Origin of the sequence: Novosphingobium hassiacum (genome assembly GCF_014196055.1) — a bacterium.
Lineage (GTDB): Bacteria > Pseudomonadota > Alphaproteobacteria > Sphingomonadales > Sphingomonadaceae > Novosphingobium > Novosphingobium hassiacum.
This window is the reverse complement of the sequence record NZ_JACICY010000016.1, coordinates 36,329-48,304: the sequence shown is the minus strand read 5'-3', so window position 1 is coordinate 48,304 and position 11,976 is coordinate 36,329. Positions and strand designations below refer to the sequence as shown.

The following is an 11,976-nucleotide window of genomic DNA, read 5'->3' as shown; positions in this document are numbered from 1 at the left end:
GTGGATGCGGGAGAAAATCCGGGCTTTCCGGGTTGTTCGTTGGCTTTCAGGACGGGATCGAAGCAGTCGTGATAGAGATCGCGCACTTCGCAGACTTGGTTATGCCTGCGCGCACGCGCCTGCCAGCGGCGCGCCACGCTCCTGCAGAAACTGCGAGCCGATGGATGCGTCAGGACGACCATATGATCGACGGCGGGTGGGGATACCATTCAAAGCTCCTGCTAGGCCCCGGTGTTGCGGGTGGGGAGCGTGATCCGTGATCACCTGACAATGCGGATGCGATAAGGCCTGACGTAACCGATAGCCCGTAAACTTGCGCGGTGAACTCGGGACTAATACGAAAGCGCAGCGAAGGAGAATGTAGCTAAACGCAGTCCTAGCCTGCCTTCACCAAGCAGGGACGCCGTACCGCAGAGGCACGTTTCCACGACCCGACCACGACGGCATTAGCAAATATGATTTGCTTTTTATTTTAGGGCCTGCCGCCGGAAATTGGCGCGGGCCATCAGCTTGAACAAGCGGTCAATGTCATTTTTCGAAGAGGAACTCTTGCGACGGTGCACAGCTTCCATAATCGGCGATAGTTGGATCTTTGCGAAATTTTCGCCGGAAAATTGCGCCATCTGCCATCCGGGGAACAGTCGTTGCTCTCGCGTTGCACTACCAGCAATGGTGATGTCGCGATGGCGGGCGTCGGAGCAGATGCTGCCCATGACTTCATCGATGCTGCTACTGGGTCCTTCGATAAATTGAGCATAATATTTCGAAGTGCTAATCAACAATCCGGTAATGTCTAAACCTGAATTTCGAGATATAGATACAAGCGCAATTTTCTCAAATACATTTGGCAGACTTGTGTGAAAAGTGGTGGGAACGCTGACGTAGGATGCAGTGTAAAGCACGATCGATTTGCTCCCTGATTTGTGCAGGCAGATATGAGGTGACATTGGTTGAGTGTATGATGAAGACTAAATAGAAGTGCCGGTACAAATTTGCATGCACTGTTTTCTCAGGATGTGCAGGCGCTCTAACGGCAACGGGGGTTCGGGGGCAACCGCGAGCACCTGCTGTCGCAGGATGCAGCGCAGGAAAGCATCTGTGCATTAGCAATTTACCGGAGCAAGCCTGAAAAACAGGATGCACAACCGCTTCAGATCATTCCACGTGCATCAAATAGTGCCATTGTGGTGGCGCCTGGCCGGTTCAACCGGTTTGTGTTGTGCTCCTCCCCCTGGAACCTGGTGCATCTTGCGCCAGGTGACAGCGGAGCCCAAGCCTGCAGCAAAAGCAGTGCGCAAGGCATCGGCAAAGTTGGTCACGCCGAGCTTGGTCATGACATTGGCTCGGTAGACCTCGACCGTCCGGGAACTTATCCCAAGATCATAAGCAATAGTCTTATTTGGAAATCCACAGGCGAGTCCGTCGAGGACGACGCGCTCGCGTTCAGTCAGTTTGCCGATCTGAGCTTGGGCCCATCTGCTTCGTTTATCTGCCATCGAACGGTCGGCAAGTTGCTGAAATGCGATCGCAACAGATTTGAGCAATTGCTCGCGATCAAAGGGCTTCGACAGGAAATCAGCAGCTCCTGCGTGCATTGCTTCCACCGCCGTCGACACATCGCCATGACCGGTCAGGACAATTACGGGGAAGTCGAACCCCAATTCCGGCATCTTGCGCTGTGTCTCGAGCCCATCCAGGCCAGGCATCCGGATGTCGAGGAGCACGCACGCCGGAACTGAATTGTCCGCGCCCTTGAGAAACTGCTCGCCGCCTGTCCAGCGGAGCGCGCGATAGCCCGACGTGCTCAGGAGGAAATCGAGCGAACGACGGACCGTATCATCGTCGTCGACGATATGGACGAGACCTTTGTCACTCATCTATTCTCTCCGCTACCGGCACCGTAAAGTGAAATGCCGCGCCTCCATGGTCCGCATTCCCGCACCATAGTCGCCCGCCGTGGGCCTCGATAATTGTCCGGCATATCGCCAGTCCGAGCCCCATCCCGGTCGTCTTGGTGCTGATGAACGGCTCGAACACTTCCTCTTCGCCCCCTTCAGGCAGGCCTGGTCCATTGTCTTCGACTGTAATCCTGACGATGGGGCCGACCTGCATCGCGCGAATTTGAATCTCGCCCAGCTCATTGGTGGCTTCTGCTGCATTATTGATGAGGTTGAACAGAACCTGCTGGATCTGGACGCGATCAACCATGACGGGGCTCAGGTCTGGTGGCAGGCTCACGACGCACTCCAGTTTCCTGTGCATCGAACCAAAGGACGCCAGCGCGCAAGCTTCAGAAACCAGATCAGCAACCTGTATGATCGAGCGCTCAAGTTCACCTTTGCTTACGAAATCGCGGATACGGTGAATGATCTCACCCGCTCGCAGGGCTTCGTGCGCTGCGTGAGAAAGGGCTTCGCTGATTTGCGTTGGTGGTACGTTGCTGCCCGACTCCACCAATGCAGCGCAGGATTGGACATAGTTGGCGATGGCGGTGAGCGGCTGATTGAGTTCGTGCGCCAGTGCAGTCGCCATCGTTCCCACGGCTGACACCCGAGAAATGTGAATCAGTTCGGACTGGACTTCACGTAGCTTTGCGGCACCGACTTCACGACTGGTGATGTCCCTGATGAAACCGGTGAAGACTCGCCGTCCACCGCCTGACGCTTCGCCGACGTACAACTCGTGTGGAAAAGTCGAACCGTCTTTCCGGCGTCCCAACAACCGGCGCATCTTGCCAATGATCCGGCGTTCGCCAGTTGACCGATAGCGGCTCAGGTATTGGTCGTGCCACCCGGCGATGGGTTCGGGCATCAGCATGCTTATGTTGCGGCCGAGCACTTCAGACACGTCATAACCGAACAGGACCGCTGCTGTTGCGCTGAATGATTCGATGATGCCCTGTTCGTTTATCGTGATCATCGCATCGGGCACGGTTTCCAGAATGGAATGCAGCTGGGCCTCGCGCGCCATAATCAAACTGATCCGCTCGGCATCTGCCGTCGTGTCGCGAACCACATTGCCAAAGCCAACTATCTCGCGGTTGTGGTCGACGACGAGGCTGATCGTGCAGTCCGCAAGGAAACGGCTGCCATCCTTGCGTAGTCGCCAGGATCTGGCGCGGACGATCTGTTCTTTCATTGCCCGCGAAAGCTGTTCGCGGGGAAGCCCGGCTTGCCGGTCTTCGTGGGTGAATAGCAGCTCATGCGATTTGCCGACCGTCTCGTCAGCAGTCCAACCATACAGCCGTTCAGCGCCGATGTTCCAGACCGTGACGTGACCTTCGCGATCAAGCAAGCAGATCGCGTGCCGCCAGGTGCTGTCGACCAATAAGTTTAGTTCGTTGTGGAGCGACCGCAGCCACGGCCCCGACAACAGCGGTTCACGCAGAACGTGCGTGAAGAGCAACGCTCCGCCGATTTCACCGCGGTCGTTGTGCCATGGCGACATCTCCCAGTTGACCCAGTCGGTACTTCCGTCGGCCCGATCGAACTGCTCGAGGTCGCTTGAGAGGACCTCACCGGAGAGCACTCGACGGTGAATGTCACGCAGATGATCATTTAGCTCGGGGAAAACATCGTAGTGCCATTTCCCGGCAAGGTTCTGCGTATCCAATCGGTAGTCGCTAAGCCAGCGGCGGTTCCACGCCAGGTAGCGCATGTCTCGATCGAACAATGCCGCAGCTGCCGGCACGTGTTCCAGCAGAAGTGAGGACAGGTCGCCGTTCACAGTAGTGTGGGTCACTCAGCACCCCCAAGCAATGTGCTCATATTGACCCTACACTCAATATAATCCAACTATTTTATCACCTTATGTCTGATTATACACCCAGTTTGCGGACGAGAAATTCTACACCGCTTGTGTTGGACGAAATCATGGTAATTAGCTAAATCCATTAAATCCATTTTGAATGCTTGCTTCATAATTTTTCGATAATTCAACGATTTGCCTCATCAGCCAGGGTTGAACAAATTTCGAACCACGAGCGAATGAAAGCAAAAATCCGCTACATTTCTGGACCGTAAATTTGATTATCCGAAATGAGTACAACTTAATCGTCGGGTAAAACGAGTTATCCTGAGCTTGCTTTGCAGCTCGTCGACTATGCGGTTAGTGTTACGTGACGATCTCTGCACGATTAAGATGCTCGCTAACACATCCCCGACGATGACTGTCAGTCGACGGGACGACCGTAAACGTCACGATGTATGAGATTTTTTCCGCCGCCACGACTGGTGATCCGCTTATGGCCAAGTGCTTCGACTGCAAAGTCGCGCAGCATCATGCTGCCACTGAGCGAAAGGTGATCGTCATCGGCGTACAGAGAGCGACCTTTGTTGGTCGTGGCGCATTCGCCCGTGCGACAGAGCACCAGGTGGGGGTAGACGACCTCAACCGGAAATCGCGATTGCAGACTATGGAACTCAGCGAATACGACCGATTGCCGCTTGAGATATTGGGCTCGCGACAAGTCCAGCGCTGGTGGATGATGATAAAACAGCGCGCGGGCAAGCGTCTCGGGAACGTTGCTTCGAAACTCGGGGATCGGTCCAACAAGGATCACTTGCTTTTTCATCGCGACCAGTCGGGCGACTGTCGTTTCAAGTCCTGAACGAAACAGTTCGGCTTCGCTGGCCGAAAGCGGGGTATCATGGCCATCGAGGCCGAGCTGGCAAGGTTTGCCGCCCTCGGTACGCGTAGAATTGGCACACAAGCCCCAGCGTGAGACGAGAACAACCGTTCGCACTGACGGCGTCTTCTCGAGTGCGTCGAAAACCGCTTCGTTGAAAGCACTGCAATCATGGTTGGGCGCCTGGTCGAGCCGGTCGATGCCCGTCAGAGTAGGGCATGCAGCATAGGACGCGATGCGGCCTGATCGACCAAGTGCCTTGCCCGCTTCATCGAAGGCGGGCGTCAGCGCGCGTGCGTGGGAATCACCCCACAACAGAAAATCGGGCTGACCGCCATCTTGGGCGCCGATGAGACACAGTGAGCCGGCGAAAACCGGGTTGATGCCGGTACACCGGCCGGGCAGCCGTGCCATGCTCAGCGTCGCGAAATCCAGGGCCAGCACGGAAGGCTTAACCCTTTGCGGCAGGCCGCTAGACAGATAGAGCACCGCTCCGGAAGCGCAAGCCACCGCGATCGTTACCGCTGCAATGCCAAATGTTGCGGTCCCTCGAGCAAGGCGCTTACGGCGGAATGGTTCTTCGATGAAGGCCCAGGACAGCGTGGCCAGCGTGATTGACAGGACCACGATCAGTGCCTGCTCGGCCAGTTGCCATTGCCCGTCGGTGCGGTAGCGCCAGAAGACGATGATGGGCCAGTGCCACAGGTACAGCGAATAGGAGATGCGCCCCGCGAATGCCATCGTGGGCTGCGCGAGGAGGCGGCTCATCAGCGACCCGCTTTGTCCGGCATGGATTAGCAGCATGGCCCCGCAGACAGGGATCGCGGCACTAGCACCGGGAAACGGCGTGTCGCTGGAAAACGCCAGGACAGCCCAACCTATCAAAGCCGCACCCGTTGCAGAAGCGATCTGCGACAGGGCGCGCGACGCAATTGCAGGCAGCCAGCCCGTCGCCAGCAGCGCGCCGCCCAGAAATTCCCATGCGCGCGAAAATGGCAGGTAGAAGGCCTGAGCTGGCTTGGTTTCTACCTGCCACATTGCGAACAGAAACGACACCGCAGCACCGGTCACGATCATCACCCGCTGACGACCGCCCCACCGCGCGGCCATGAGCATCAGCAACGGGAAAGCGATATAGAACTGCTCTTCTACCGCCAGTGACCAAGTGTGCAGCAAGGGCGCTTCGTGCGCATCACTACCGAAATAGCCGCTCTTCCCGGCAAAGTAGAAGTTGCTGAAGAACAGCGCCGTTGCGATCGTGCTGGCACCCAAGGCGCGATAATCGAGCGGGAGCAGTATTGCGCTGCCGACCACAATCGTGATGGCCATCATCGCAAAAAGTGCCGGAAAGATGCGGCGCATACGGCGCTGATAGAAGTGCCACAAGCTGAACCGGCCGGCGTCAATCTCGCGCAGGATAATCGATGTTATCAGGTAGCCCGAGATCACGAAGAAGATGTCGACGCCGACGAAGCCGCCAGGAAACAGTCCGATGCCGACGTGATAGAGCACCACGGCAAACACCGCGACCGCGCGCAGTCCGTCGATGTCGGGGCGATAGGCAACCGACGCGCCTGCGCTGTGGCCGCTCCAGTTCAGGCTTCGCAGCGAGGTGAGGCCAGTCGCCAGGATATTCTGCCAGACCGGATAGCTCCGACCGATTGTATCGTCGCGATTCACGATGGCACCCGTTCCTCGGCTGTTTCAGGGGAGTGGGACTGCGGCACCGCTGCGCCGCCACGCCGGGTTTCTCCGCGCGTCATCACCCACAGCGTGCGGATAAGTATCGCAACGTCGGTGCCGATGCTGCGATGGCCGATGTACCATAAATCCAGCTCCACCTTCTCGTCCAGCGAGAGCAAGGTGTTACCATTGACCTGCGACCATCCGGTCAGCCCGGGGGCTACGCAACCGCGACGCAAGCCGTTCGCACCCAGCGACTCGATTGTCATCGGTAGCAGCGGGCGAGGGCCGATGAAGGCGAGGTCACCGGTGACCACGTTCCACAGGCTGGGTAATTCATCGAGCCTCGTTTTCCGTAAGGCAGTGCCGACGGTTGTGACCCGCTGTTCATCGGGTAGTAGCCTGCCAGCGTCATCGCACGTCTCGCGCATCGTGCGGAACTTGACGAGCCGGAACGGCGCACCATGCAGACCGCTGCGCACCTGACGGAACAGGACGGGTCGACCTTGGACCACCGCCAGGGTCGCCGCCAGAACTGCAATCAGCGGGCTGGCCAGGACAAGCAGTACCGCAGCCACTATGCGAGGACGGTGGGCCATCATCTGCTGCCCACACTGGCAAATGGCGATCGGGTCGCTTTTTGTGCAGCGACGATCTCGCCCAGCGTCCGCGTAAAGTCTGTCGGGCGATAGCCAAGCTTTCGCAACCGCTCGCACTCGACCGCGGGAAAGCCCGTCCCGATGCTCGACAATTCCCCCTCGATGAATATCTGGGAGCGCTGCGCGCCAGTCAGGCCGCGCAGTTCCTCGGCGGCAGCAAGCAAGGTCGTGCAGCGACCAGACGATAGATTGTAAGTGCCACGCAAGTGGTCGCGAACCGCCAGAAGCAATCCCTGCGCCACATCGTTGCCTGACACGAAATCGGCTGAAAACCCTCCGCCAGCTTCGAGCATGATCGCCTCACCGCGCATCAACCGGCGGGCGAAGGTATCGATCACGCTGGCACCCGTGCCGATCACCGAAGAGATACGCATCGCGGCAAAATCGATGCCGTAAGCAGCGCAATCAGCCGCCGCGACCAATTCCTGCGCAACCTTCGAGCCAAGGTACAACGCGCGCCCCGGATTGTGGGCTAACTCAACAGCACTGTCGCTATCCCGCGCGGCAAAGGCATTGGCGGCAGAGGCAAGGAGCATATGACCGACGCCTGTATCGCGCATCGCGCCGACCAGCATGCGCGTCGCCTGAACGTTAATGGTCCATAGTTCAGCCGCCTCAGCGGCATCAGGATCCGGTTCGCACTTGACGGCGGCCAGATGGATCAGGACGTCGCACCCGACAAGCGCTTTCCGCCACGTCGATTGAGGTGCGCGCAGGTCGAGCGAGAGCCATCGGACCCGTGTGTCCGGAATGTCCGGCGCAGTACGCCCAATTGCGACCACGCGATGACCGCCCCCAACTGCGGCTTTTACGACCAGTCGGCCAAGCGCGCCCGATGCGCCGGTTATGGCAAGAGAATATCCCATTCAACTCGCTCCGGCACTGATCAGGTGATCGGCGGCGATAAATTGTTCGTCGAGGAAGCGTAGGATGACCCCAGGCCGTGCCTTACATGGCGGCACAGCCTTGCCGTGCAGCAGATGGCGCAGGCACAAGTCCACCTCGTTGAAGCCGGCGAGCGCCCGCATCGGCGTCGTCCCCGAAAAACGGGCATTGATCTCAAACAGGCGGCACCGGCCGTCTGCGCCCTTGCGGAACTGAAAGTTGGCGGGACCGTAAGGCCGCAACGCTTCGGCCACCGATCGCACGTAGGCGTCGCAATCGGGATATTCGCCGACGAAAGCGCGATAGGTGTTGCCGTCGCGCAGGTCACGGCGAAGCACGATCGAGGCTTTGACTTCGTCCTCGAAAAACAGGACCCCGGCGGTGTACTCCTGATCGTCTGGTCCGGCCAATTGCTGGACCACCAGCCCGCTGCGTCCCGTCAGTGCCAACGCAAGATCAGCCCGGTCGCTAACCAGCGATACGCCGACGGCTCGCGCACCCCGGCGTGGCTTGACTATCAACGGGAATCCCACCCGATCAATCAGGAACTCAAGCCCCTCGGCATCTTCGGGCAGGGCCGACAGCGGGTGATCGAGGCCATGCCTGGCAAGAAAGCGGGCCGTAGCATACTTGTCATCAGCAATCTCGATCGTCTCAGGGTCACTCACCAGAATGCGCGTGGCAAAGCGGCGCTCCCATTCCTCCCGGCGCGATGCAAATATCGCCAGTTCTACGTCAGTGCCGACCAGCACGGCATGTGGCCGCAGCACTTCCAGCAAGTCCTCGATCGCATCTGCGTAGGCAGGGTCGCTTGCCATCGGGATCAGGCACGCCTGGTCCGCCCAGTACAGGCCGACCGACAGCGGATTGGGATCGGCAGCAATGATCTCCCAGCCCGACCCGCCAGAGCGTAACGACTTGATGATCCCTTGGCCAAGGACCGCGCCCGCGCCGGTCACCAGTATCCTGCTCATACGAAGTACCCGCAGAGAATGTCGCGTGTTGCCTGCGAAAGTGCGCTGGTGGCCTGGATCGACGTGCGTTGCGCCGTTGCGTCGAACGCCACCGGATGGCTTTGGATGGTCAGCGTGGCATCGTTGACATGAACCATGGCCCACTGTGGGCACGGATGCTCGCGCGATCGCGGCTGCCCGATCGACCCGACGACATGGATCGCGACACCGTTGCTGCGATAGCTTACCGGGCGGTGCAGATGGCCGAAGATGCCCCAGCGGAATCCCAGCACGGCAAGTCTGGCAGCCGCCCGCTCCAGATCTTGTTCGTCGCGCATATACGTCCAGTCGCCAAAGCCAAACGGATTTGCATGGGCAAAAAAGGCCTCGTCGTAAGTCCAGCTTTCGGACCAGGGGATGTCGACAGGCCAGCGGTTGCCGATCCGGCCCATTGTCCAGTAGACCGACTCCTGCAGCCATTCGGGCATTGCGCTGGCGTATTGCGAACGGCCTAGGCTCAGGTCTTGGTAAAGCAGGTCATGGTTGCCGCCGATGAGCACGGCGCGATCTTTCGAGATCGCTTCCCGCGCCAGATCGAGGCACAGCTGCGGCTCTATCCCGTACGTCAGCAAGTCGCCCAGCAGGATCAATTGATCGAAGCCCGCGGCACGCGCATCGATTAGCGCCTTTCGGAATGGAAGCGCGGCTGCATGGATATCGCTGATGACAGCTATGCGCATGATGCAGATGCCTTCCAGAACTCAAGATAGTTCGCGAGAGCCGCCCGCGCCGTGACCAACCGCTTGCCAGGCAGCTCAGGCATAGGAATGATTGCGTCCAAAGGCCTTGCGGATGCGCGCGATCGATCCCCAGCGCGCGGGTTCGGGCGGCTGGTAGTAGTCAGCCGCGTGTATGTAGAACTCGATTGAGTCACCGTAACGGCGCCGGGCGTGTTCGGCGTAGTCGACCTGGTTGAAGAGCACGCCGGCAATGTTCTCCTGTCCCAACAGTTCGAGCGTCGCCCGCATCTGGTCGATCGTGGTTACGCCCCAGCGTGCAACAATGACCGTTTCATCTGCGAATTCGCACATTGTCCTGGCATCGCGGACGGCCAGTGTGGCCGGGGCATTGATAAGGACCAGATCGTACCGGGCCTTGCAGTCTTCGATCAGCCGATGGATACGGCCCGACGCGAGAAGGGCGGCGGGCTGCGAAATTGGCGAGGTCGTGCTGAGTAGGGTTAGCCGCTGGAAGTCGATCTCGGATTCGCCATAATTGGCGGGCATGTCGGCCGAGCGGCTGGCTGGTCCCGACAAGCTCTTCAAATCGACCTTCCCCCTCAGCACATCGAGCAATTCGGGCGAATTCAGCTCGCGATGAATCTGCTGGAGAATGCTGGCCTTGCGCAGATCGAGGTCGACGATGACGACCCGCTTGCCCATGACCATCGCAGCGGCAGCCAGCGTCAAAGTCACGACCGATTTGCCGTCGCCGGGCAGCGGTGAGGTGATCAGTACCGACTGCGACTTATCCTTTGGCGCAAGCGCCGAGACTTCTGCAAGGCTGGACCGCGCCACTTCTGCGAACAGCGATTGCGGATCGGCAATAACCGGGCTGTCCTCGAACTTGTCGGTTCCCCCATCGCTGAGGATCGGCAGCATGCCGAAGGTGGGAAGTGAAAACAGCCGACGCACCTGCGACACCGTGCGCAGCTTGTCGTCCATGAGCTCGCGTGCGAACACCAGTAGCAACCCCAGCAGCGACGATGCCATGAACGCCAGCACGGTCATCTTGAGTGGCGTGGGCGAAACGCGGTCGTCGTTCGCAATAGCGGGCGATATCAGTGTCGACGTAACGCCTCCGACCAGCATTTCCGAACGGACCTGAGAGATACGCTCGGCGATTTCGGTGTATGCCTTGGCGCTGACATTGGCCGCCCGATCGAGCTCCTCGAGCTGAACGGTGTTTGCCGTGTTGTTGCGTGCCAGGCTGGTCAGTCGGCCGACGATGCCTTCTAGCTGCCCGGCGCGAGCGGCATCGCGATTGGCCTCGCCGCGCGACATCTGTGTCAACCGCGCCGCCTCGGTATTCGCAACTTGCGCTGCGATCGACACTGCTCGCTCGCGCTCGCCCGAGATCCGGCGGCGCACCTCCCCAAGCTGGGCAGTTAGCCGCGCGACCTCGGGATAATTTTCGCCATAAGTTGGCGAAAGCCGCGCGTATTCCGCCGCGAGATCGGCTTCCTGCCGTTCAAGCGCCTGAAGCACTGGTGACGTCGCGTTGGCGGTGGTGTTGATCTGCGCTGCACGCGCAACGGCCGCACTCTGCGCCGCCGAGCCTGCACGCATGGCCTGCGCTGAAGCCGCCTCGGCAGCAATTCGGTTGATCTGCTGCAAGTCTTCAGCGGTGCCCGAGCCTACAAACATACCTTTGCTCAGGCGGTAGTCGGCCAAGGCTTCGGCGGCCTCGGCGGCTTGCTTGGCACGCTTTTTCCTCTCGGAATTGAGCGATGCCAGCAAGTCGCCGCGCCGACCGTTATTTTTCTCGTTTTTGAGTGCTGCGTTGGCCAGCGGATAGCTGTTGGCGATCAGTGCGGCGACTTTAGGGGTCCGGGCCACCGCAGTCACCTCGATCAGGTCGGAACCTTCCTCGGCCTGAATGCTCATCATGTCCTGGATTGCCGAAGTCGCAAGCGCGATGCGCTTGTCGCGTGACCCGTCGGGGTCCGAGCCCGCGCCCTTGAGGACGCGGTTGAGATCCTTGTCGGACAAGTCCTCCGCTACCTTTTCCGCCACGGCCCGCGACCGGTATAGCTTTACCTCGTTGGCGATGCGCTGGACGTTCTTGGCTTGCACATCCGCCTGATTGGTGCCGACATCGTCGATCAACTCGACCTGCACGTTGGCCGTGGCGCTGTACTTGTCCTGAGCGGTAAGTTGCCAGGCCAGAGTCGCCAAGGTGCTGAACCCCACGACGATCAGTAACATGGCCCGGTGGCGGACGATGACGCGCAATAGATCCTTGAGGCCGAACTGCTCGTTCGACGTGTTGAATGCGTCGACTGGGCTGGCTGAGGCGCGCACGAGGCGGCCACGCCCCGCTCTGCCACGTTGAATGACAAGATCGCTCACGACTGGTTCCTGATGACCGTTTGCAAGAATGCCGGTCG

10 protein-coding genes are annotated in these 11,976 nt (G+C 59.4%); 1 reads left to right on the top strand and 9 read right to left on the bottom strand.

Annotated features, from left to right (window positions below):
• The coding region (locus GGQ88_RS21430) for a hypothetical protein (RefSeq protein WP_246386353.1) at window positions 1–260 on the top strand (260 nt) is incomplete at its 5' end.
• Between the two features lie 207 nt (window positions 261–467).
• Here GGQ88_RS21430 and GGQ88_RS19030 read toward each other — a convergent pair.
• The 9 genes from GGQ88_RS19030 to GGQ88_RS21710 all read right to left on the bottom strand — a co-directional run bounded on the left by GGQ88_RS19030 (window position 468) and on the right by GGQ88_RS21710 (window position 11,938).
• The gene (locus tag GGQ88_RS19030; RefSeq protein ID WP_183615050.1) at window positions 468–902 is read right to left on the bottom strand and encodes a BLUF domain-containing protein; all 435 of its coding nucleotides are present in this window, start codon (window positions 900–902) and stop codon (window positions 468–470) included.
• Window positions 903–1,169: 267 nt separating this feature from the next.
• On the bottom strand, window positions 1,170–1,877 hold the full coding sequence (locus tag GGQ88_RS19025) for a response regulator transcription factor (protein ID WP_183615049.1): 708 nt from the start codon (window positions 1,875–1,877) through the stop codon (window positions 1,170–1,172).
• Window positions 1,870–3,726 carry a PAS domain S-box protein gene (locus GGQ88_RS19020; RefSeq protein ID WP_183615048.1) on the bottom strand — a complete coding sequence of 619 codons (1,857 nt, stop codon included), beginning with the start codon at window positions 3,724–3,726 and terminating at the stop codon, window positions 1,870–1,872. Before GGQ88_RS19020 ends, GGQ88_RS19025 begins: the two co-directional genes overlap by 8 nt.
• A 445-nt stretch (window positions 3,727–4,171) precedes the next feature.
• Window positions 4,172–6,307, bottom strand: coding sequence for an acyltransferase family protein (locus tag GGQ88_RS19015; RefSeq protein WP_343057290.1), 2,136 nt, complete (start codon window positions 6,305–6,307; stop codon window positions 4,172–4,174).
• Window positions 6,304–6,888 carry a sugar transferase gene (locus GGQ88_RS19010; protein WP_343057289.1) on the bottom strand — a complete coding sequence of 195 codons (585 nt, stop codon included), beginning with the start codon at window positions 6,886–6,888 and terminating at the stop codon, window positions 6,304–6,306. The genes GGQ88_RS19015 and GGQ88_RS19010 overlap by 4 nt, the downstream gene beginning before the upstream one ends.
• A 20-nt stretch (window positions 6,889–6,908) precedes the next feature.
• Window positions 6,909–7,835, bottom strand: a complete 927-nt coding sequence (locus GGQ88_RS19005) for an NAD-dependent epimerase/dehydratase family protein (protein ID WP_183615046.1) — start codon at window positions 7,833–7,835, stop codon at window positions 6,909–6,911.
• Window positions 7,836–8,828 carry an ATP-grasp domain-containing protein gene (locus GGQ88_RS19000; protein ID WP_183615045.1) on the bottom strand — a complete coding sequence of 331 codons (993 nt, stop codon included), beginning with the start codon at window positions 8,826–8,828 and terminating at the stop codon, window positions 7,836–7,838.
• Window positions 8,825–9,547 carry a metallophosphoesterase family protein gene (locus GGQ88_RS18995; protein ID WP_183615044.1) on the bottom strand — a complete coding sequence of 241 codons (723 nt, stop codon included), beginning with the start codon at window positions 9,545–9,547 and terminating at the stop codon, window positions 8,825–8,827. Before GGQ88_RS18995 ends, GGQ88_RS19000 begins: the two co-directional genes overlap by 4 nt.
• A gap of 75 nt (window positions 9,548–9,622) precedes the next feature.
• Window positions 9,623–11,938, bottom strand: coding sequence for a Wzz/FepE/Etk N-terminal domain-containing protein (locus tag GGQ88_RS21710; protein ID WP_183615043.1), 2,316 nt, complete (start codon window positions 11,936–11,938; stop codon window positions 9,623–9,625).
• Window positions 11,939–11,976: the final 38 nt, after the last annotated feature.